The 21,497-nt window shown below is 68.5% G+C and carries 25 protein-coding genes and 1 tRNA gene; 18 read left to right on the top strand and 8 right to left on the bottom strand.

Translation table 11 applies throughout. The features are described from left to right. From VE172_RS12805 to VE172_RS12770, 8 genes are all read left to right on the top strand, one after another. Positions 1–723: a TetR/AcrR family transcriptional regulator gene (locus VE172_RS12805; protein WP_324802154.1), complete on the top strand. Its 723-nt coding sequence runs from the start codon at positions 1–3 to the stop codon at positions 721–723. A 41-nt stretch (positions 724–764) separates the two neighbouring features. Next, positions 765–1,139: an FKBP-type peptidyl-prolyl cis-trans isomerase gene (locus VE172_RS12800; RefSeq protein WP_324802151.1), complete on the top strand. Its 375-nt coding sequence runs from the start codon at positions 765–767 to the stop codon at positions 1,137–1,139. Between the two features lie 68 nt (positions 1,140–1,207). Next, positions 1,208–1,681 carry a M67 family metallopeptidase gene (locus VE172_RS12795; protein ID WP_324802148.1) on the top strand — a complete coding sequence of 158 codons (474 nt, stop codon included), beginning with the start codon at positions 1,208–1,210 and terminating at the stop codon, positions 1,679–1,681. A gap of 58 nt (positions 1,682–1,739) precedes the next feature. Continuing rightward, on the top strand, positions 1,740–2,015 hold the full coding sequence (locus VE172_RS12790; protein WP_324802145.1) for a MoaD family protein: 276 nt from the start codon (positions 1,740–1,742) through the stop codon (positions 2,013–2,015). Positions 2,016–2,020: 5 nt separating this feature from the next. Next, entirely contained in the window at positions 2,021–2,971 is a 951-nt protein-coding gene (locus VE172_RS12785) for a PLP-dependent cysteine synthase family protein (RefSeq protein WP_324802142.1), read from the top strand. A gap of 36 nt (positions 2,972–3,007) precedes the next feature. After that, positions 3,008–3,451, top strand: a complete 444-nt coding sequence (locus tag VE172_RS12780; protein ID WP_324802139.1) for a hypothetical protein — start codon at positions 3,008–3,010, stop codon at positions 3,449–3,451. Positions 3,452–3,555: 104 nt separating this feature from the next. After that, positions 3,556–4,389, top strand: coding sequence for a glutamate racemase (gene murI / locus VE172_RS12775; RefSeq protein ID WP_324802137.1), 834 nt, complete (start codon positions 3,556–3,558; stop codon positions 4,387–4,389). 64 nt (positions 4,390–4,453) lie between these two features. Further along, positions 4,454–5,212, top strand: coding sequence for an MBL fold metallo-hydrolase (locus tag VE172_RS12770; RefSeq protein WP_349258358.1), 759 nt, complete (start codon positions 4,454–4,456; stop codon positions 5,210–5,212). A 17-nt stretch (positions 5,213–5,229) separates the two neighbouring features. Here VE172_RS12770 and rdgB read toward each other — a convergent pair whose 3' ends face one another. Then, a complete protein-coding gene (gene rdgB / locus VE172_RS12765) occupies positions 5,230–5,811 on the bottom strand; it encodes an RdgB/HAM1 family non-canonical purine NTP pyrophosphatase (protein WP_324802131.1) in 582 nt (193 codons plus the stop codon). Next, positions 5,808–6,533 (bottom strand): ribonuclease PH, encoded by a 726-nt coding sequence (rph, locus tag VE172_RS12760; protein WP_324802129.1) that lies wholly within the window; start codon positions 6,531–6,533, stop codon positions 5,808–5,810. The genes rdgB and rph overlap by 4 nt, the downstream gene beginning before the upstream one ends. 132 nt (positions 6,534–6,665) lie before the next feature. Between rph and VE172_RS12755 the strand changes: the two genes are divergently transcribed. Continuing rightward, positions 6,666–7,442 (top strand): hypothetical protein, encoded by a 777-nt coding sequence (locus VE172_RS12755; RefSeq protein WP_324802126.1) that lies wholly within the window; start codon positions 6,666–6,668, stop codon positions 7,440–7,442. Between the two features lie 176 nt (positions 7,443–7,618). Here the strand turns inward: VE172_RS12755 and VE172_RS12750 are convergent, their stop codons facing one another. Then, positions 7,619–7,930 (bottom strand): hypothetical protein, encoded by a 312-nt coding sequence (locus tag VE172_RS12750; RefSeq protein ID WP_324802123.1) that lies wholly within the window; start codon positions 7,928–7,930, stop codon positions 7,619–7,621. 630 nt (positions 7,931–8,560) lie between these two features. On the opposite strand from VE172_RS12750, the gene VE172_RS12745 reads away from it, so the two are divergent. Both VE172_RS12745 and VE172_RS12740 read left to right on the top strand, forming a co-directional pair. Beyond that, a tRNA-Leu gene (locus VE172_RS12745) sits at positions 8,561–8,636 on the top strand. Between the two features lie 75 nt (positions 8,637–8,711). Beyond that, entirely contained in the window at positions 8,712–9,092 is a 381-nt protein-coding gene (locus tag VE172_RS12740; RefSeq protein WP_324802119.1) for a VOC family protein, read from the top strand. A 6-nt stretch (positions 9,093–9,098) separates the two neighbouring features. Here the strand turns inward: VE172_RS12740 and bcp are convergent, their stop codons facing one another. Continuing rightward, positions 9,099–9,569: a thioredoxin-dependent thiol peroxidase gene (gene bcp / locus VE172_RS12735; protein ID WP_324802116.1), complete on the bottom strand. Its 471-nt coding sequence runs from the start codon at positions 9,567–9,569 to the stop codon at positions 9,099–9,101. 119 nt (positions 9,570–9,688) lie between these two features. Then, on the bottom strand, positions 9,689–10,831 hold the full coding sequence (locus VE172_RS12730; protein WP_324802113.1) for a S1 family peptidase: 1,143 nt from the start codon (positions 10,829–10,831) through the stop codon (positions 9,689–9,691). Positions 10,832–11,096: 265 nt separating this feature from the next. Here VE172_RS12730 and VE172_RS12725 point away from each other — a divergent pair, with 265 nt between their 5' ends. The 4 genes from VE172_RS12725 to VE172_RS12710 are packed head-to-tail and all read left to right on the top strand — an operon-like array spanning position 11,097 to position 13,622. Then, entirely contained in the window at positions 11,097–11,774 is a 678-nt protein-coding gene (locus VE172_RS12725; protein ID WP_414715092.1) for an energy-coupling factor ABC transporter permease, read from the top strand. Next, the gene (locus tag VE172_RS12720) at positions 11,774–12,127 is read left to right on the top strand and encodes a PDGLE domain-containing protein (protein ID WP_324802108.1); all 354 of its coding nucleotides are present in this window, start codon (positions 11,774–11,776) and stop codon (positions 12,125–12,127) included. Before VE172_RS12725 ends, VE172_RS12720 begins: the two co-directional genes overlap by 1 nt. Beyond that, entirely contained in the window at positions 12,127–12,891 is a 765-nt protein-coding gene (gene cbiQ / locus VE172_RS12715) for a cobalt ECF transporter T component CbiQ (RefSeq protein WP_324802105.1), read from the top strand. The genes VE172_RS12720 and cbiQ overlap by 1 nt, the downstream gene beginning before the upstream one ends. Beyond that, positions 12,891–13,622, top strand: coding sequence for an energy-coupling factor ABC transporter ATP-binding protein (locus VE172_RS12710; RefSeq protein WP_324802102.1), 732 nt, complete (start codon positions 12,891–12,893; stop codon positions 13,620–13,622). Before cbiQ ends, VE172_RS12710 begins: the two co-directional genes overlap by 1 nt. Here the strand turns inward: VE172_RS12710 and VE172_RS12705 are convergent. Continuing rightward, positions 13,619–14,266 carry a TetR/AcrR family transcriptional regulator gene (locus VE172_RS12705; RefSeq protein WP_324802099.1) on the bottom strand — a complete coding sequence of 216 codons (648 nt, stop codon included), beginning with the start codon at positions 14,264–14,266 and terminating at the stop codon, positions 13,619–13,621. The two genes, VE172_RS12710 and VE172_RS12705, sit on opposite strands and share 4 nt — an antisense overlap. Positions 14,267–14,372: 106 nt before the next feature. On the opposite strand from VE172_RS12705, the gene VE172_RS12700 reads away from it, so the two are divergent. Then, a complete protein-coding gene (locus VE172_RS12700) occupies positions 14,373–15,098 on the top strand; it encodes an SDR family NAD(P)-dependent oxidoreductase (RefSeq protein WP_324802096.1) in 726 nt (241 codons plus the stop codon). A gap of 6 nt (positions 15,099–15,104) precedes the next feature. Here the strand turns inward: VE172_RS12700 and VE172_RS12695 are convergent, their stop codons facing one another. After that, entirely contained in the window at positions 15,105–17,210 is a 2,106-nt protein-coding gene (locus tag VE172_RS12695) for a tetratricopeptide repeat protein (protein WP_324802093.1), read from the bottom strand. An 83-nt stretch (positions 17,211–17,293) separates the two neighbouring features. Between VE172_RS12695 and VE172_RS12690 the strand changes: the two genes are divergently transcribed. Beyond that, the gene (locus VE172_RS12690) at positions 17,294–17,680 is read left to right on the top strand and encodes a hypothetical protein (RefSeq protein ID WP_324802090.1); all 387 of its coding nucleotides are present in this window, start codon (positions 17,294–17,296) and stop codon (positions 17,678–17,680) included. A gap of 3 nt (positions 17,681–17,683) precedes the next feature. On the opposite strand, the gene VE172_RS12685 is transcribed toward VE172_RS12690, so the two are convergent. Beyond that, a complete protein-coding gene (locus VE172_RS12685) occupies positions 17,684–19,249 on the bottom strand; it encodes a hypothetical protein (RefSeq protein WP_324802088.1) in 1,566 nt (521 codons plus the stop codon). A 355-nt stretch (positions 19,250–19,604) separates the two neighbouring features. On the opposite strand from VE172_RS12685, the gene pepN reads away from it, so the two are divergent. Then, positions 19,605–21,497, top strand: a 1,893-nt coding sequence (gene pepN / locus VE172_RS12680; protein ID WP_324802085.1) for an aminopeptidase N, incomplete at its 3' end; no start/stop codon positions are given.

The raw sequence follows: 21,497 nt of genomic DNA, 5'->3' as shown, positions 1-21,497 counted from the left end.
ATGGCCAAAACCCGCAACACCACCAAGGACAAGCAGGTCAGGCTGGCCCTGCTGTGGGGAGAAAACGAATCACCCAGCCGCGGACCCAAGCCCTCGCTGAGCGCGGCGCGGGTCGCCGAGACCGCCCGCCACCTCGCCGACGCCGAGGGCCTGGACGCGGTGTCCATGCAGCGCGTCGCCGACGAGCTCGGCGTCTCCGCCATGGCCCTGTACCGCTACGTCCCCGGCAAGGCCGAACTCATCGACCTGATGGTCGACTCCTTCGGCACCGCCCCCGATCTGACCGACATCGAGGGCGGCTGGCGGCCCCGGATCACCGCCTGGGCGCGGGCCTGCTGGGCCCTGTACCGCGCCCACCCCTGGGTGCTGGGCGCCACCGCCATGCGCCGCCAGGTGATGGGACCCGGGCAGCTGTCGTGGCTGGACGCCGCCCTGGCCGCCCTCGCCGACACCGGGCTGACCCCGGTGCAGCGGCACGACGTCTTCCTGCTGATCATCGGCCACATCCGCAACCTCGCCCAGCAAATGGTCGAACACGACGCCGACGACGAGGCCGAATGGAACCAGCTCACCGCCGACGTGCTGGCCCGCCACGGCGGTCGCTTCCCGGCGCTGATGACCGCGATCGCCGGCGGCGGTTTCGGCCCGGCGCACGACGATCCGCTGGAATTCGGGCTGACCGTCATTTTGGACGGTGTCCAGGACCTCATCGACCGCTGCTAGGGTCCGATGCGTCACGTATCCGTCCGTAAGGGAGAAAAGCAGTGGCCCTCGAACGACCCGTCATCGCCGCCGAAAACCGCCAACCGCCGCAGTATCTCGAGATCGAGGACCTGGTGGTGGGCGACGGCGCCGAGGCCACCAAGGGCAGCGACGTCGAGGTGCACTACGTGGGCGTCTCGCTGTCCACCGGCGCCGAGTTCGACGCCAGCTGGAACCGCAACCAGCCCTTCACCATCCCGCTGGGCGCGGGCCAGGTCATCCAGGGCTGGGACCAGGGCCTGGTCGGCATGAAGGTCGGCGGCCGCCGCAAACTGACGATCCCGCCACACCTGGGCTACGGAAACGCCAGCCCGACGCCGCTCATCAAGCCGGGCGAAACCCTGATCTTCGTGGTGGACCTGCTGTCGGTCAACTGAACCACCCTCCACAGACGACACACGCGCGGCCTGGTCATCACCCGGGCCGCGCGTGTAACCTTGGCGCCGTGTTGCGGATAGATCATGCGCTGGTGGCGGCGATGGTCGCCCATGCCCGCGCCGATCACCCGGACGAGGCCTGCGGCGTCATCGCGGGCCCGGCCGACACCGGTGAGCCGAAACGGCACATCCCCATGCTCAACGCCGAACGCAGCACCACCTTCTACCGCTTCGACGCCACCGAGCAGCTGCGGGTGTGGCGCGACATGGACGACGCCGACGAGATCCCCGTCGTCATCTACCACTCCCACACCGCCACCGAGGCGTATCCGTCCCGCACGGACGTGAAGTTCGCGGGTGAACCCGACGCCCACTACATCCTGGTGTCGACGCGCGAGGAGTCCGTCGCGGACGTGAGGTCGTACCGCATCGTCGACGGCGAGATCACCGAGGAGCCGATCCAGGCGCTCGGCGACCCCGACGCGGTCCAGTCGTACAAGTTCGGGCACAGCCCCGACGTCCTCGTCTACGACTGTCAGTGACGCCGCGCCCGCGCGCGGCGTCCCACCGGTTCATCCGTAACAACCAGTAAGGATCACCATGTCCATCGAAGTGCGCATTCCCACCATCCTGCGGCAGCACACCGCGGGAGCCAAGGTCGTCACCGGCGAGGGCAACAACCTCGACGACCTGCTGTCCGACCTGGACACCAACCACTCCGGTCTGCGGGGACGCATCGTCACCGGCGAGGGAAACCTTCACAAGTTCGTCAACGTCTACGTCAACGACGAGGACGTCCGCTTCACCGGCGGCCTGAAGACCGAACTGTCCGATGGGGACTCCGTGACGATCCTCCCGGCGGTGGCGGGCGGCTGAGGGCCATGGCCCGCTACGCGTCACTGGCCGACACCGTCGGCGACACCCCGCTGATCGGCCTGCCCCACCTGTCGCCCTCCCCGGAGGTGCGGCTGTGGGCCAAGCTGGAGGACCGCAACCCGACCGGCAGCGTCAAGGACCGGGTGGCCAAGTACCTGATCGAGTCGGCGATGGCCGACGGCCTCCTCACCGAGGGCGCCACCATCCTCGAACCGACCAGCGGCAACACCGGCATCGCACTGGCCGCCGTCGCCCGGCACCACGGCTTCAAGCTCGTGTGCGTCATGCCCGAGAACACCTCGGACGAGCGCAAACAGCTGCTGACCGCGTTCGGCGCCGAGGTGATCTACTCGCCGGCCGCCGGTGGCTCCAACGCCGCCGTGGCCGCCGCCCGCGCCCTGGCCGCCGAGCGCCCCGACTGGGTGATGCTCAACCAGTACGCCAACGCCGCCAACGCCCGCGCCCACTACGAGACCACCGGGCCCGAGCTGTGGCGCGACCTGCCCGAGATCAGCCACTTCGTCGCCGGGCTCGGTACCACCGGCACCCTGATGGGCACCGGGCGCTACCTGCGCGAACGCCGGCCCGGCATCCAGATCGTGGCCGCCGAGCCCCGCTACGGCGAACTGGTCTACGGCCTGCGCAACCTCGGCGAGGGCTTCGTGCCGGAGCTGTACGACGCCGACGTCCTCACCAGGCGCCTGTCGGTCGGCTCCGCCGACGCGCTGCGACGCACCCGCCAGCTGCTGTCCATGGAGGGCCTGTTCGCGGGACTGTCCACCGGCGCCGTGCTGCACGCCGCCCTGGGCCTGGCCGACGAGGCCGTCAAACGCTCCCGACCCGCCGACATCGCGCTGCTGGTGGCCGACGCCGGCTGGAAGTACCTGTCCACCGGCGCCTACAGCGGCGACGCCGCCGAAAGCGCCGAAACCTTGGACAACCAGCTATGGGCTTGACCTCAGTAGCGGAAAGTATTGGTAGAGTCGGCAAACGTGGCTAACAACGACAACACCCAACACCAGGCGCCCGTCATGGTCGCCCCGCTGGCGGAGGGCGGTCAGCCCTCGACCCCGTCCGCCCCGCCGGTGATGCCACGCCAGACCTCCCCGTCGCAGCCGCTCATGGCCGCCACCGCGCCCTCCGTCGCCGGGCTCGAGACCGTACCCGACCTGAGGAACCGCCGACTGATCGGCGTCAGCGTGTGGGCGTTGGCCCTGGGGTGCTGCGGCCTGGTGCTGGGCATCGTGGGCATGATTCGGATGATGGGCGACCTGCCGGGCTGGTTCGAGCCGGCGTTCGTGGTCACCGGCGTGGTCGGGCTCGCTCTGGTCGTCGCCGGTTTCGTCACGGTCCAGTACCGCAAGGTGCCGTGGCTGCTGCTGGGGGCCAGTACCGTCCTGTTCGTCATCGGCGTGATCCTGTTGGGCGCCATCTGACATAGACACAACATGCATGTGTCGAGTCACACGCTGTCGCCTTCCCGACATATCAGGGTTTTACCGGCGTCGACCCGCCCGCCAAACGCGTAGTCTGGCCTGTCATGACGGATGCCCCGATAGGGATCTTCGATTCGGGCGTCGGCGGACTCACCGTCGCGCGGGCGATTCGAGACCTGCTGCCCGCGGAGCGACTGCTCTATGTGGGCGATACCGCCCGCGCGCCGTACGGACCTCGCCCCATCGCGCAGGTGCGGCAGTTCACGCTGCAAGCCTGCGATTACCTTGCCGCGCAAGGGGTCAAGGCCCTGGTCGTGGCGTGCAACTCCGCGCTGGCCGCGTCGCTGGCCGATATTCGCGAGCGCTTCGCCATCCCCGTCATCGAGGTGATCCGCCCCGCCGTGCGGCGCGCCGTCACCACTACGCACAATGGACATATCGGGGTGATCGGCACCTCCGTCACCGTCGCCAGCGGCGTCTACGACGACGCCTTCGCCGCCGCCGTCGGCGTGAATGTGACGAGTGTCGCATGTCCGGCCTTTGTCGACTTCGTGGAGCGCGGCGTCACCACCGGGCGCCAACTGCTCGGCCTCGCCCAGGGCTACCTGGAACCGCTGCAGCGCGCCCGCGTCGACACCCTGGTGCTGGGCTGCACCCACTACCCGCTGCTGGCCGGCCTCATCGGCCTGGCGATGGGGGAGGACGTCACCCTCGTGTCCAGCGCCGAGGAGACCGCCCGCGACGTCTACCGCACCCTGTACGAGCGCGACCTGCTGCGCGACGCCGACGCCGCCGAGCCCGAACACCGCTTCCTGGCCACCGGCGACCGCGACGCCTTCGCGCGGCTCGCCTCCCGCTTCCTCGGCCCGCAGCCCATCAACCTGCGCGCCGAAACCGTGGACGTGGGCATTCGCACACTCTCCAGGGCCGTCACATGAGCGACACTTGCAAGATCACTCAGCACGAACCCACCCGGCAACGCCGCCAGGGGGCACCATGACACTGAAACTCACCGTGATCGGTTGCGCCGGAAGCTTCCCCGGCCCCGACTCCCCATGTTCGTCCTATCTGGTGGAAGCCGACGGCTACGCGCTGCTGCTCGACTTCGGCTCCGGATCGCTGGGCCCGCTGCAGCGCCACATCAACCCGTACGACATCGACGCGATCCTGCTGACCCACCTGCACGCCGACCACATCATGGACGCCTGCCCCTACGTCGTCATGCGGCGCTACGCGCCCGGCGCCCCGTTCCCCGCCGTGCCGCTGTACGGCCCCGACGGCACCGAACGCCGGCTGGCCACCGCCTACGGCGGCGCCGGCGAGAACGCCTGCCCCTCACTGTCCGATGTATACAACGTGAAGACGCTGAACTCCGGCGCGTTCTCGCTGGGCCCCCTCACCGTCACCGTCGACCGCGTCTGCCACCCCATCGAAACCTACGGCGTGCGCGTCGAATACGGCGGACGCTCCCTCGTGTACTCGTCCGACACCGGGCGCTGCGACAACCTGGAACGCCTCGCCGACCACTGCGACGTCTTCCTGTGCGAAGCCTCCTACCTGGAGGGACGCCCCAACCCGCCCGGCGTCCACCTCACAGGCCGCGAGGCCGGCGAATGCGCCACCAAGGTCGGCGCCGGACGCCTCCTGCTCACACACCTGGTGCGGCGCTGGGGAAGCGAGGAACAAACCCTCGCCGAGGCCGAATCCACCTACTCGGGCCCCGTCGAAGTGGTGCACTCCGGGGCCACCTTCGACATCTAGCCCGCTCGGGCGGCGCTCTACACCAGTTTCGCCAGGAGGCGGAATGCCTTGCCGCGGTGACTGATCGCGTCCTTCTGCTCGGCCGACATCTGGGCGGTCGTGACATCGAAACCGTCGGGCACGAACACCGGGTCATAACCGAACCCGTTGGAGCCCTTCGGTTCCCGAATGATCCGACCCCGCGCCTCCCCGCGTACCACATGCTCGGTGCCGTCGGGAAACACCAGCGCCGCCGCGCACACGAACGCCCCGCCGCGGTGCTCGTCGCCCACGTCGCCGATTTGCGCCAGCATCAGGTCCACATTGGCCTGATCGTCGCCGTGCCTTCCCGACCATCGCGCCGAAAACACCCCGGGCATGCCGTTCAACGCGTCCACCGCGATACCCGAATCGTCGGCCACGCAAGGCAAACCCGTGTACCTGACGCCGTCGCGCGCCTTGGCCACCGCGTTGCCCTCAAACGTCAACGCCGTCTCCGGCGCCTCGGGATACTCGGGCACATCGTCCAAACCCAACAGTTCGACATCGGTGTGCTCGGCCAGAATCCGCTCCAGCTCCGCCAGCTTCTTCCTGTTGCGGGTCGCCAACAGCAACTTCACGACAACAGCGCCTTCACCTGCATGCCCGTCAATTCCTTGCACCCCTTGGTCGCCAGGTCCAACAGGGCGTCCAGGGTCGACCGATCGAACACGGCCTCCTCGCCGGTGCCCTGCACCTCCACGAAGTCACCCTCCCCGGTGCACACCACGTTCATGTCCACATCGGCCGAAGAGTCCTCGGCGTAATTCAAATCCAGCACCGGGACACCGGCCACGACACCCACGCTCACCGCCGCCACCGAGCGCTTCAGGATCTTGTCGGGCTTGCGGGCCATCTTCTTGTCCGTCAACCACGTGACCGCGTCCTGAAGCGCCACATACGAACCCGTGATCGCGGCGGTCCGCGTGCCGCCGTCGGCCTGCAGCACGTCGCAGTCGATGGTGATGGTGTTCTCGCCCAGTGCCTTCAGGTCCAGACACGCGCGCAGCGCCCGCCCGATCAGCCGCGAAATCTCGTGGGTCCGCCCCCCGATCTTCCCCTTCACGGCCTCCCGATCGCCCCGGGTGTTCGTCGCCCGCGGCAACATCGAGTACTCCGCGGTCACCCACCCCGCCCCGGCCCCTCGCCGCCACCGCGGCACCCCGGTGTCCACAGAGGCCGTACACAGCACCCTGGTGTCCCCGAACTCGACCAGCACCGAACCCTCGGGATGCTTGGTCCAACCACGGTGGAATGTCACGGGACGAAGCGCGTCAGCGGCGCGATTATCGGGTCGACTCACCCGGCTAGGGTATACGCCGCCTCACACCCCGCCGCCAGCGACTTTCGCCACCCCCACCACCCCACCAAGGTGCCCCCGCACGCCCGACTTCGCACCAGTGCCGACCCCGCCCCGCGCGACAACCATGAACCCATGCCAACCGCCCACCCCAACCCCTGGTTCCCCGGCCGCACCATCGGCGGCACCACCCTTATCCTCGGCCCCCTCATCTGGTGCCTCGGATGGACACTGCGCTACATCCCCACCCGACTCCACCTCTTCACCCCCGCCCAACAGCACGACTTCGACACCCGCCAATTCGCGGGCCCCATGCTGCTGGCCACCTACCACAAGATCCCCACCCTCATGACCCTCGCCTTCGCCTGCTTCCTCCTCGGCTCCCTCCTCCTGATCCCCGCCACCACCACCCTCGCCCACCTCGCCACCCCCCGCGCCCCCCACCTCGCCACCTGGGGCGCCACCCTCCTCATCGCGGGCCTATTCGCCCGCGCCTACTTCGCCGGAGTCGACCAGACCGCCTTCCAACTCACCGAACAACTCGGCGTCAAGGCCACCACCACCGCGATCATGAACTCCTACATGGACATCAGCTACGGCCCCTGGCGCGTCGCCGTATGGTGCTCCGTCGGCCAATACCTCGGCACCCTCCTGCTGGCCATCGCCGCCTACAAGTCCCGCACCATCGGCACCGCCCGCCTGATCCTGCTGCTCGCCAGCGGCGCCACCTGGATGGGCGTCCTCAAGGACGCGGGCCCCCACGACGACACCTTCGGTATTCCGATCGAACCCGTTCTACTGTGCATAGTCCTGATCCCCCTGGGAATTCGGGTGCTACGCAACCGCGCTGTCGACCTCCAACCCACCACACGGGACGAACCTCTGGGGCGCCGAAAGCTACTGAGCTGGTGATGTCGTAGGCGATTGCTAACTTTCCGTGCGTGAAGTACACATATGAAGTTCTCGTAGAGGCTGCCCGCCGTTCCATGAGCATGCGAGGTGTGATGAGACATCTCGGTATCGCGAAGCCGTCAGGCGGAATGCATGCCCACCTTCGGCGTCGGTTCGACAAGTTCGGCATCGACACATCACATTTCAAAGGCCAAGGCCACAACGCGGGTTTGTTCGCCCACAATCGCTTGACCGCCCGCGAGATCCTGGTCTGCCTGCCGCGCGGGTCGAATCGGCCGTCGGGCACCCGGCTGACACGCGCGCTGCTTGAGGTTGGCCAGCGTTACGCGTGCGCCCGATGCGATCTCGGTGGCATCTGGCAGGGCCAACCGATCACGCTGCACGTAGATCACATAAATGGCGAATTCCTCGACTGTCGGCGGGAGAACCTTCGGTTCCTGTGCCCCAACTGCCACAGCCAGACTCCAAACTTCGCGGGCCGAGCTCACCGCAAGAGTCGAGCGAAGAAGCCTCCCGACAGCCGACGTCCGAAGCCAGTCTCCTCACCGTCGGCCGTGACCAGTTCGACTCGGGGAACGTTTGCGCGAAGCGATCCCGAGAGATTCGAAACCAACAAGGCCCATCCCGAGAGGGTCGCCCGTTCGATAGAGCTCGTCGAGCGCGGGTACCTGAAAGCGACGGAGGCCACCGCACAGATCGGGTGCTCATTGACAACGTTTTATCGACTGCGTGAGCGGTACCTGAGAACCAATACGGTGCGGTTCGGCAGCGTCGCGCGTCCGCGGCTACCAAAGAGCCAAAAGGAAATCCGCGATCGGTCGATCGTGGAAATCGCGCTGCACGACCCCGACCTGGGGCCCGCCAAGATTGCTCAGGAACTACGGCGAGCTGGCGTTCCATACGGTGCCGCATCCGAAAACACAGTGTTTCGAGTTCTGCGAAAGCACGGATTGTCGACGTGCGGGAAGCGCTGGGACGCCTCGTTCGGTTCAATAGTGGACGGTGACATCGTGCAGCCCTGGGCTACTCCCACACTGTCGGCATTCGGCAGCGCTCTGGCACTGGCTTGTGCGGAGCGAGGGGGAGGCTTCAGGTATTGTCCGGAAGGTTGAACAATCGGGGCCGTAGCCCAATTTGGCAGCAGGCACACGGTTTAGGTCCGTGACAGTGAGGGTTCGAATCCCTCCGGCCCCACTGCCATGTCCGTGTTACCCGAACCACCCGCGAAAATCACTTCGTCCGCGTGCCGTCGCGTGGCAAGATCGCCTGATGCTGAAGCTCACCGATTTCATCATCGACTGCCCCGACCCGATGCGGCTGGCGGCGTTCTATTCCGCGGTGACGGGTCGTGCCGTCAAGCCCGACAGCAACGACGACTGGGCGGGCATCCCGTATGGCGAGGTCGAGCTGGCCTTCATACGGGTGGACGACTTCGTCGTCCCGACCTGGCCCAGCAGCGAGCACCCCAAGCAGTATCACCTCGATTTCGAGGTGGACGAGATCGAGGCCGAGCAGCGCCGCGTCGTCGAGCTCGGCGCGACGCTGAAGCAGGATTTTGTTGGGCCCGAGGGGTATGGGTGGCAGGTGTTCACCGATCCGGTCGGGCACCCCTTCTGCCTGTGTCGTAATCGTGGGGCGGTGTGGCCGTAGGAGCGGTTAGTCCAGGCCGAGGTCGCGGCGCAGCTTCGCGACGTGGCCGGTGGCCCGCACGTTGTACTGGGCGACCTCGATCTTGCCGTCGGGGTCGATGACGAAGGTGGAGCGGATCACGCCCTGGATGAGGCGGCCGTAGCTCTTCTTCTCGCCGAAGGCGCCGTAGGCGGTGAGGACGTTTTTGTCTACATCGGATACCAGGGGGAAGGTGAGGGCGTCGCGTTCGACGAACTTGGCGAGCTTTTCGGGCTTGTCGGGGGAGATGCCGACGACGCGGTAGCCGGCGGCCTGGAGGGAGGCGAGGCTGTCGCGGAAGTCGCAGGCCTGTTTGGTGCAGCCGGGGGTCATGGCGGCGGGGTAGGCGTAGAGGATGACCTTGGCGCCCTTGAGGTCGGACAGCGCGAGGCGGTCGCCGTCGGCGGTGGGGAGGTCGAAGTCGGGGGCGGTGTCGCCGGGCTGCAAACGTGTGGTCATGGTGGGGGAGTGTAATGCGGGGTGGTGACGGGTTTCGGCGGGCGCGACGGGCGGGCCCCGTCCGGTGCCTGGCTGGTGGAACCGGACGGGGCCCTGTGGTGCCGGGGGTGGTGTGACGCTCAGCCGGTGGTGAGGTCGGCTCCGGCGCCGGAGATGGCGCTGTTGATCGGGTAGAAGTAGGTGTATCCGCCGGAGGTGCAGTCGCCGGAGCCACCGGAGGTGGTGCCTTGGGCGCTGGCGCCGGTGATGAAGGATCCGCCGGAGTCGCCGGGCTCGGCGCAGGCGTCGGTGCCGGTCATGCCGTTGACGGTGCCTTCGGGGTAGGTGACGCTGGCGCCGGTTTCCTGGATGGTGCCGCACTGCCAGCCGGTGGTGCGGCCGGAACGGCACACTTCGGATCCGACGGCGGCCTCGTTGCTGTCGGCCACGGTCTGGTCGCTGCCGTTGACCTGCGGGGAGGCGGTCCAGCCGCTGCCGGCCTGGATCCAGGAGTAGTCCTCGCCGGGGAAGACCGAGTTCTGGAAGCTGCCGCCGGCGCCGGTGCCGGAGGTGATCTGCGAGCCGACCTGTCCACAGTGTCCAGCACTGTAGAAGCCGGCGGCGCCGCCCTTGGTGGCCGAGAAGCCCACCGAGCACAGGTACTGGTTGTCGATGCCGTATTCGGCGCCGCCCACGATGTCGTCGAGCAGCTTGGGCTTGGCGGCCTTGACGATGTCGGCGTCGACGCCGGCGTGCTTGACGAACGCCTTGGCGGCCGAGACGTCGCCGGTCTTGACCTTGAGGGTGTTGTGGACGATGTCGACCGACCAGCCGTAGATCTTGTCGGCGGCCTTGGCCTTGTCGAGCTTGGCCTGGTCGGCGTTGAGCTGCGACAGGGTCTTGTCGACGACCTTGGCCTTGGCGCCGAGGTCCCGTACGTCATCAACCAGTGCCGGGTTGGTGACGGCGACGACCGTTCCGGTGCCCGCCGAGTTGGTCCAGCTTCCGGCGTAGTCGCCGGAGAAGTCGGCCTTGGCGCGCTTGGCGATGGAGCCGGTCAGCTTGTCGACGGCGAGTCGCTTGTAGACGCCGTCCTTGCTGGCGCCGAGGTCGCGCTGCAGGGCGTCCATCTGTTGGGAGCCGATGGTGCCCTCGATGGTGGATTTCACCTGGCTGAGGCTGGGCAGGGTGTCCGCCGAGGCGGATGTGACATTGAGGACGAGCACCGTGCTCCCCGCCAATGCGGCCGCGCCGATGGCGGCGAATAGTCTGCGTTTATTCACGATTGGAAACCTTTCGTGTCTGCGGTTTCTTGGGCGTCACCGCAGCAACCAGCCTAACGGCCGCAAAGATATATCGAAACGTCTAAATAAGTCAGTGAATGTGCGCGAGGGCGCCAGATGGGGGGTCGGCAGGACCATCTCGCCTGTGAGGCATACCCGACTTGCGGGCGCCCGGCGCTTGTTGCAAGATACTTGCAACAGCGATCGATTTTTATTTGGCTCGATCGCCCGGCCCCGACTGGAGGACATCGTGCGACCCGCCGCGATGCACATGGCCGACGGCATCATCAACGTGCCCGTCACGGTGATCTTCGCCCTCGTCGCCCTGGTGCTGCTCGTGCTGTGCGGCGCCAAGGCGCGCGCCGACCTGGACGAACGCCTGGTGCCGATGGCGGGACTCACCGCCGCGTTCATCTTCGCCGTCCAGATGCTCAACTTCACCGTGCTGCCCGGCGTCAGCGGACACCTGCTCGGCGGCGCCCTGGCCGTGGCGCTGGTGGGGCCGTGGGTCGGGGCGCTGTGCGTGTCGATCGTGCTCATCGTGCAGTCGCTGCTGTTCGCCGACGGCGGCCTGACCGCCCTGGGCCTCAACATCACCAACATGGCGTTGATCGGCGCGTTCGTCACCTACGGCGTGCTGCGGCTGTTGTTGAAGGTGCTGCCCCGCACGCCCACCGGCGTCAGCGTCGCGGTGTTCCTCACCTCCATCGTCAGCGTGATGGCCGGCGCCAGCGGCTTCGTCTTCGAGTACGCCATCGGCGGCACCACCCACATGTCGATGGGCGTGGTGGCCGGATTCATGCTCGGCGCCCACTTCCTGATCGGGCTCGGCGAGGGCGTCATCACCGCCGCCACCGTGGCGACCGTGTCGCGCACCCGCCCCGACCTGGTGTACGCGCTGCGCGGCATGAAGCCCCTGACCGGCGTGGAAAGGGCGGCGTGATGCGCAAGAAGACCACCTGGTTCATCCTCAGTGGACTTTTCGTGGCGTTGATCCTGGCGGGCGTGGTGTCGCACTACGCCTCCAGCTCCCCCGACGGACTCGACTCCGCCACCCTGAAGGGCTGCGCCACCGACGCCCAGGGCCGCATCACCGGCGGACACTGCGCGGCCCAAAAGGCCAAGAAGCACGACCTGGAGACCGGGCCCTTCGCCGGATACGCCACCTCGGGGCTCGGCGGCGGATTCGCCTCCACCGCGGTGTCCGGGGTCGTCGGCGTCGCCGTGGTGTTCGGCATCGGGGCGGGAGCCTTCTGGCTGCTGAAGCGCCGCGCCAAGACCCCGGAGCAGGGCTGATGGGAGCCGGACACGCCCACCCGCTGTACCGCGAGGGCGACTCGCCGGTGCACCGGCTTCCCGGCGAGGCGAAGATCGCCGCGGCGGTGGGCTTCACCATCGTCGTGGTGGCCACGCCGCGCCACCAGCTGTGGGCCTTCGGGTGCTACGCGGTGCTGGTCGCCGCCGTCCTGGCCGCCGCCCGTCTCAATCCACTGTGGCTGTTGAAACGCAGCCTCATCGAGCTGCCGTTCGTCGCCCTGGCCGTGCTGCTGCCGTTCGTGTCGCCGGGCCCCCGCTTCGTCTGGCTGGGCATGCACCTGTCGCTGGACGGTGCCTACGGTGCCTGGAACATCCTCGCCAAGGCCACCCTCGGGGTGTGGGCCTCGCTGATCCTGGCCGCCACCACCGACGTGTCGTCCCTGCTGGCCGGGTTGGAGCGGCTGCGGCTGCCGCGCGCGGCCATCCAGATCGCCACCTTCATGACCCGCTACATCCACGTGCTGTCCGGCGAGGCCAAGCGGATGCGCATCGCCCGGCTGTCGCGCGGCGACAACCCCCACTTCCTGTGGCAGGCCCGCGCCTACGCGTCCGGGGTCGCGGCGCTGTTCCTGCGCGCCTACGAACGCGGCGAACGGGTCTACGTCGCGATGCTCTCACGAGGCTACAATGGACGAATGCCGGTGGGCGCGGCGTTCCCGCCCGCCCGCGGCGCCGACTGGGCGCGAGCGGGCGTGCTGCCGGCGGCCGCGGCAGCCATCGCCGCGGTGGCGATGATCGCATGATGCTCGAGCTGCGCGACGTCACCTACTCCTACCCCGACGGACACCGGGCGCTGGCGGGCGTCGACCTGTCGATCGGCGCCGGCGAGACGGTGGCGCTGCTAGGCCCCAACGGCGCGGGCAAGACCACCTTCGTGTTGCAGCTCAACGGGATCCTGACCGGGGGCGGGCGGGTGAGCGTCGACGGGCTCGAGGTCACCAAGGCCAATCTCGCCGAGATCCGCCGCCGCGTCGGCGTGGTGTTCCAGGACCCCGACGACCAGCTGTTCATGCCCACCGTCGCCGAGGACGTCGCCTTCGGCCCGGCCAACCTGGGACTGCGCGGCGCCGAACTCGACGCCCGCGTCGACGAGGCGCTGGAGGCCGTCGGCATGGCCGAGCACCGCCACCGCGCCCCGCACCACCTGTCCTACGGCCAGCGCCGCCGGGTCGCCGTGGCCACGGTGCTGGCGATGCGGCCCAGCATCCTCGTCATGGACGAGCCGTCGTCCAATCTGGACCCCGCGGCGCGCCGCGAGCTCGCCGAGATCCTGCGCGGCCTCGACGTCACCCTGCTCATGGTCACCCACGACCTGCCCTACGCCCACGAGCTGTGCCGCCGCGCGGTGATCCTGGACGCCGGGCGCATCGTGGCCGACGCCGCGACCTCACTGATCCTGGGCGACGCCGACCTGCTGGCCGAGCACCGCCTGGAGCTGCCGTACGGTTTCGCCGTCCCGGACCCGGCCGCCTAGCCGCGCTTGGCGGCCCGCTCCGACAGCACCTCCTCCAGCCGCTCGATGGCCAGCGGCGGGACGTCGATGGGGTGGGCCGCCTCGGCGCGCAGGCCGTCCAGGTAGAGCGCCAGGCAGCGGCGCCACAGCTGCGGCGCCAGGTCCATCGTCTGGTTCAGCAGCTGGGTCAGCGCCATGCCGATCATGATCACGTCGGTGCGCGCGAAGTCCCCGCGCAGCTGGCCGGAGTCCTTGGCGCGCTGGATGATGCGGTCGGTGGGGGCGAAGGCGCGGTCGCACGCGGCGCGCACCGTCTCGCTGAGTTCGAAGCGGCGCCCGAAGGCCTCGTTGATGCAGTGGTCCTGGGCCTTCAGCGCGATCGTCGCGACCACGAAGTCCACGAAGCCCTGCCACGGGTCGTCGACGGCCAGCGCGGCGTCGATGATGGCGTCCATTTCGGCCAGTCGTCTCGGGATGATCTCGTCCTGGAGGGCGCCGCGGGTGGGGAAGTGGTTGTACAGGGTCCCGATGCTGACCTCGGCGCGCCGGGCGATCTCCTCCATCGGTACGTCGAGGCCGCGCTCGGCGAACAGGTCGGAGGCGGCGGCCAGAAGCTTGTCGCGGTTCCTGGCTGCGTCGGCGCGCAGCGGTCTCGTGGCGGTCATGTCGTCCATGATACGAAGTCGAGGGCCTCCTCAACTTATGGTACGGTCGATTGGAAGTTGAGGGCGCCCTCGATTTAATCGAACTCGACTTGGGAAAGGCACCACCATGTCCAACACCACCACCGCCGTCGTGATCGGCGCGGGCCCGGGCCTCGGCATGTCCATCGCCCACCGCTTCGGACGCGCGGGCCACCGCGTCGCCCTGGTATCGCGCGGCATCGACCGCCACCCCGAACGCCTCGAGGCGCTGGCCGCCGACGGCATCGACGCCACGGCCTTCCCCGCCGACGTCATGCGACCGGGCCAGATCGCCTCCACCTTGGACGCCATCACCGAGCGCCTCGGCGACATCTCGGTGCTCTACAACGGCATCGTCCCGACCGGCGACGGCTGGGCGCCCGAGAACATCACCGACACCACCTCCGACGTGGTCCGCTCCTCCTTCGACCTGATCTACCCCTCCGTGGACGCGGTGCATCACGTCCTGCCGGGGATGGTCGAGCGCGGCAACGGCACGCTGCTGTTCGGCAGCGGCCTGTCGGGAGTGCGCCCCATGCCGCAACTGGGCGGCCTCGCCCTGATGGCCGCCGCGGTCCGCCACTACGCGCTGACCCTCAACGCGGCGCTGGCGGACAAGGGGGTGTATGCGGGCGTGCTGTCGATCGGCGCCATGATCGAGCGCAGCGCGGTGCACGATTTCGTCGTCGCCAACGCCGACAACGTCGGCGAAGCGGCCCCGCAATCGATCAACCCCGATGAGATCGCCGACGCGGCCTGGGAGATGGCGGCCAAACGCGACCGCGGCGAAGAGGTCTTCGAACCGCGCGGCTGAGCGACGTCAGGCCGCCGCGGACCGAAGCCTCTCGCGCAACCTGTCGGCCTGCGGGCCGTCGCCGTTGTGGTGCTTGACGTGGATGTCCAAGGCGGCCTGCCAGTCCGTGATCGCCTGGGCGCGTTGGTGATGGCCCGCCAGGACGTCACCGCGCTGTTCGCGGGCCCTGGCGACGTAGAAGCTGGATCCCGCCTCGTCCAGCGTCGCGATCGCGGCGTCGAAGGACGCCATCGCGTCCGGCAGGCGATCCAGGCTCGCCAATATCGTGGCCAGGTCGACGAGGACGCGACCGCGATTGCGGTGAGAACCCAGGTCGGCGAAGCCATCGACCGAGGCCCGCAGCAGCTCCAGGGCGGTATCGACCTGGCCCACCGCGGCGCAGTCGGTACCCAGCTCGTGCCGGATGAGGGCGATGGCGCGGCGATGGCCGAGCTCGATGTTCACGTCCAACGCGAATCGATAGGCCCGCATCGACTCCCCGTACTGGCGGCGGCTGGTGAAGAACCGCCCCGCGAACTCCACGGCCGACGCCTCGAGGCGCCGATTATTGGTGCCGCGAGCCAGATCCCGGGCCCGCAGCGTGTGGTCGAGCGCGGCGTCGACGTCGCCCGTCTCGTAGAGATAGCGGGCGCGCTGGGCCAGCATCCGGGACAGGGCATCGCGGTTGCCGTCGTGTTCGGCGGCCTCCATCGCCAGTCGCGAAGTCTCGTTCCACTGTGGGTAGCGTTTGCGGTTCATGTACAGCGCCCACAGCGACTCCTCCAGCTCCCACACCAGACGGTCGTGGCCGTGATCGTGCGCGAAACGTTGGACGGCGACCACGTTGGCGAACTCGGCGTCGAACCAATCCAAAGCGACAGAAGGCTTTGATGGCGGGGAGACGAACAGCGAAGTGCTGGTGTCCATTCGCGACACGCGCAGCCGATCGGGGTCCATGATGACCTCATCGGCATAGCGCGTGGCGAGCCGATACCACTGAAGGACGCGCTGGACGGCATCGTCGTTCGGGGTTTCCTTGAACGGGGCGGGAATCCGCCACCGCCCCTTCCCCATCGACGTGATCAGTTGCGCGGACTCCAACTGCCGCAAGGCATGGGCAGGATCTCCCGCGCCGTTCCCCAGCCACGCGGCCAGATCGATCCCGAAGTCCCCGCCAGGGTGCGCACCGAGTTGAGCGAACAGCTTGCGCGCGAAGGCGTCAAGACCTTCGCGCAGCGCCTGGTCGGTCGCCACCGCGGCCACCGACCGCGATGGCGACGACGCGTCCTCCAACTGCGCGCACGCCTGCACCAGGTCCAGCTGCGGACGTCGCTTCAATCGCGCGCCCACCACCCTGATGGTGCGCAGATTCCTGTTGCACAACCCGATGAGGCGCAAGGCGGTGTCGCGGTCGGCGTCGATGCGGTCGTCCTCGCAGAACGCGCGCAACAGGTCGAGGCTGTGATTGTCGGACAGCGGAGACACCTCCACGACCTCGGCGCCGTAGGTCGCGATGATCTCGTCGGTGTTGTAGCGGGTGACGACCGCGATCACGGAACTCGGGGAGTTGGGACGCAGGTGCGCCAGGAGAGCGGGAGTCTCCAGATTGTCCAACACGATCAGCATGCGGCGGGACGCCGCGATGGTCCGCCATCGACCCGCCCTGGCGTGGACGTCGCTCGGCCAGAATTCGCGGTTCTCGCCGTCCACATTTCCCAGCAGGTGATCGATGGCGACGTCGAGATCGGTTCCCGTCCGACTGGGATTCGGCGCGAAGTCGACGTACCGCATGCCGTCGGGATAATGAGCCTTGGCCTGGTCGGCCCACTTCGCCATCAATGCCGTCTTGCCCACCTCGTCCGTGCCCTCGACGACAACGATGGGTGAGGCGGCGCCCTCCTTCACCGCGGTGAGCGTGTCGAGCTGGGACATCTCAGAGCCGCGATTGACGAACGGGCTCGCCCAACCGGGGATCTCGTTCGGGATGTCGATGGTCGATGTCTCGGACTGATAGATGTTGACCGTGGAGTCGCGGACGGAGCCGAATTGATAGCTGTCTCGACCCACGTTCCCCGAGTTGTCGTTGCGATTCGACGCCTCTTCGGGCGAGTCCGCGTCCCCTTGAGCGGTCACCTGCTCGCCTCCCCAGCTTGTTTACCCACGGGGACCAATGGTGCCACTTGTTAGTCTCGGCACATCACTGTGAGGAGCTAGTCGTGTCCGATGAAGTCATGATCGCCATCGCCGCCGCGGTGGCCAAGAGCCTCGCCGAGGCGACGGTCGAGAGCGGACGCAAGGCGTTGGGCGCGCTGGTGGGCCTCATCAAGCGCCGCTTCGCCAGCGAACCCAGCGCCCAGGCCGCCCTCGATGCCGCGCAACAGGACCCCGCGGCCAACACGCCACGGCTGGCGGCCGCGCTGAGCCTGGTGGCGGCGGGCGACGCCGAGTTCGACGCGCGGCTGCGTCGCGAATGGGGCAAGGCGTCGACGCAGATCACCACCGGGGACGGATCGATCGTCAACAGCGTGTCGGGCATGGTCGACGGCTCCGTGATCCAGATCGGACGCATGGACGGCAACTCGTCCTTGCGACACGACGATTGAGCACTATGGTGCGTCGGGCCTCAACCGCACGGTGATGTTCGTGTCGGCGACGCGCAGCCGCAGCTCGCCGGGCACCTGGCCCTTCACCGCAAGGTAGTGGACAGCCGCTCCCACCGAGGACGCCTCGAGCCTGGATCGACTGTGCGCCAAGTAGACGCCGTACTCGCGAAGCGCCAGCAGCAGGCGGCCGTCCTGCAAGACCGCCACGGCCGTGGCGGCGCCTCGTCGGGTCGACAGCTCGCGCTCGGCCCACCGTGCCGCCTCGTCGACGCTGAGTCTCGGTCGGGCCCAGGACAAGACGGCCGCGGCGTCCCACAGTCGCTGATCGGTCTCGGAGGCGTCCACCGACAGGATTCGCTCCCGATAGGGACGCCGGGGTTCGGCGGGTTCGACACGGGCGGGGTACTGCCTCAGCGCCACGAATCCGTCCTCCATGGACGGAAAGTGGTATAGCGCGGAGACGGGTTTCCAATCCACCTCGGTGAGCTCCACGGGTGCGGGGCGATATGGCGCGGCTGGCGGGTCGAGGCGCAACAGGTCGTACATGCGATCGCGAAGACGAGACCCGTTGTCCTGCTTGGTATCCAGAGTTTCATCCACAATGGCGCCGACCTCGTGTGGATCGAAATCGCTCATGGCCGCGCGAATTTGCGACTCCAACGGCGCGTCGACGTCGAGGCGCGGCGCGCGGCGCGCCAACGCCGCGGCGGGCGAATCGTCGGGAGTCTCGTCGGAACCGAAGGCGGCCAACGCCAGCGGAATCCCGATGGCCGCGCCGTAGAACCCGACCGAGCCGTGATCGGCCACCACCAGATCGCTGGCGATCAGCGCGGCGCGCCAACCCTCGTGGGGCGGGATCAGGGCCAACCCCGCGCGGCGGGCGGTCTCCAACCAACCCTCCACTTGGGGGCGTCCGTGCCGATCCCAGCAGTTCGGGTGCAGCGCGGCGGTGAAGCGAAACTCGTCGGAGGGCAGCTCGGACAGCAGGCGTTCGGCCAGACGCGGATACCGCCCGAACAGGGAATCGCGGCCCCACGTGGACGACAACAGGACGAGCTTTTGTCCCTCGTGGAGTTCCAGCTCGCGCCGATAGCGTTCGCGCTGCGGCCGACTGGCGAGCAGGCGCTGGTGACAGATGTCGCCCGTGACGGTGGCACGGTCGACGGCCTCGGGGCACTCGCGGCGCAGCCGAGCCAGCTGTTCGTTGCCGCCCAACGCGATCGCGGCGGGCACCACCGTGCCGTCGTGAATCAGTTGCTGTCGCGACAGACCCGCCACCGTGTCGTCGACGCCGCCGTCGGTCGCCAAGTACTTGTGATGCCCCGCGCCGTGGCTCATCAACAACAGCGGCCCCGGGAGTTCGTGCAGGTTTCCGTTGGCGCTGGCTGAGACCGTGAGATCACAGTCGAACCTGGAGCGATCGCGGGCCACCTCCCACGGGACGACCAGGGCACCCCGCGAGGTCAGGAACTCGGGCACGCCCGCGCCGAACTCGGAGGTCGCATCGACGGTGAACAACGTCTGGATACGGGTATCGCTGTGCAGCAGGGGAACGACGTCGTACCACAACCGCGCCGTGGACTGAAGCGTTCGCGCTACGAACAGAACGGTCCGATCGGTCGCGACCGTCGCCCAACGGTCGGCCGTTGGGCCGTTGGGCCGTTGGGCCGTTGGGCCGTTGGGCCGTTGGGCCGTTGGGCCGTTGGGCCGTTGGGCCGTTGGGCCGTTGGGCCGTTGGGCCTCCTCATTATAGCCTATGTGGACAGACGGCGATGGTGGGGGTGTCGCGGAGCGTCTCCCCGCGTCGTCCGACGTCTCCCACCTGGCCATCGTTGCGTAACACTACCGCTGCCCCCGCCCGCTTCGCCCACGGCGAACGCCAAATCGTTGGCAGGGTGATCTTCGTGTCCGTAGGCTTCGGACAATGCCGAGCCTCACCCGCGACGAAGCCGTCGACCGCGCCGCCCTGGTCGATGTCGCGTCCTATCGCATCGAACTGGACCTCACCGACGCCGCCACCAGCGACCGCTTCACCACGGACACCACGATTCGGTTCTCCTGCGCCGAGCCCGGGGCCGCCACCTTCGCGCAGCTGCGCGACGCCACCGATGTCGAGGTTCGGCTCAACGGCGCGGAACTGGACGCCGCCGCCTACGCCGAGGGGCGCATCGCCCTGCGCGACCTGGCCGCCGACAACGAGGTCACGGTGCGGGCCCGACTGCCCTACACCCACGACGGGGAGGGGATGCACAAGTTCATCGACCCGCTCGACGGCAAGACCTACGTGTACGCCACCTCCAGCCCCGCCAACGCCGACCTGGTGTTCGCCTGCTTCGACCAGCCCGACCTGAAGGCCCGCGTCACGCTGTCGGTGAACGCGCCAGCGCACTGGACGGTGTGGGCCAACGGCGCCATCGCCTCGCGCGACAACGGCCGCACCGTCTTCGAAACCACCCAGCCGATGTCGACGTACCTGGTGACCGTGGTCGCGGGCGACTGGCACACCGTCGACGCCGAACACGACGGGATTCCGCTGGGGATCGCCGGGCGCAAGTCCATGGCGGACATCGTGGAGGCCAACGCCGAGGAGATCTTCGCCGTCACCCGCGCGTCCTTCGACCACTACCACGCGATGTTCGGCATCCGATACCCGTTCGGAAACTACTTCCAGGCGTTCGTGCCCGAGTTCAACTGGGGCGCCATGGAGAATCCCGGGTGCGTCACCTTCAACGAGTCGATGTTGTTCCGTGGCGCGGCAACGGTTTCCGACCGCGAGCATCGGGCCGTGGTGATCGCCCACGAGATGGCCCACATGTGGTTCGGCGACCTGGTGACCCTGCGCTGGTGGGACGACATCTGGCTCAACGAGGCGTTCGCCGAGTACATGGGGTGGCGCACCGCGGCCGAGGCCACCGAGTTCTCCGACGCCTGGACCAGCTTCGCGGTGGGGCGCAAGGCATGGGGCTACGCCGCCGACCAGCGGCCCTCCACCCACCCCGTGGCGCCCGAACGGGTGCGCGACGCCGACGAGGCGTTGAAGAACTTCGACGGCGTCTCGTATGCCAAGGGCGCCAGCGTGTTGCGCCAGTTGGCGGCCTGGCTGGGGGACGAGGCGTTCCTGCGCGGGCTGCGGTCCTATTTCGACACCCACGCCTTCGGCAACGCCACACTGGACGATCTGCTCGACGCGCTGGCGGCCGCCAGCGGGCGCGACCTGCGCGCCTGGGCCGAGGTGTGGCTGCGGCAGCCGCAGGTCAACACCCTGACCCCCGAGCTGGCGTACACCGAGGACGGGCGCGTGGAGTCGCTGGCGATCGTGCAGTCGGCGCCGCCCGAACACCCGGTGCTGCGACCCCACCGCGTCAGGGTCGCCGTGTACGACGGCGCGACAGCCGGCCTGACCACCGACGTCGACATCGACCCCCACAAACACGGCGAGCGCACCGTCGTCGACGCCGCGGCCGGGGCCAGGGCGGGCCTGGTGCTCATCAACGACGCCGACCTCACCTTCGCCAAGGCGCGCCTGGACGATCTCGGCCGCGAGCTCCTGCCGCAGGCCCTGTCGGACCTCGACGACTCGCTGACCCGCGCCGTGCTGTGGTCGTCGGCCGCCAACGCCACCCGCGACGCCCAGTGGCCCGCCCACGACTACCTCGCCCTGGCGGTGGCGACCCTGCCGCGCCAAGACGACACGGTCTTTCCCGCCGTGCTCGGCTTCGCGGCCGACACCGTCGTCGACCAGTTCCTCGCCCCCGGCAAGCAGCCCGCCGCGCGCGCCATGCTGGCCGCCGCCTGCGACATCGCGCTGCGCGACGCC

This window comes from Stackebrandtia sp. (genome assembly GCF_035643755.1).
GTDB lineage: Bacteria > Actinomycetota > Actinomycetes > Mycobacteriales > Micromonosporaceae > Stackebrandtia.
The sequence above is the reverse complement of the archived record's forward strand: the minus strand, read 5'-3'. Positions and strand labels throughout refer to the sequence as shown.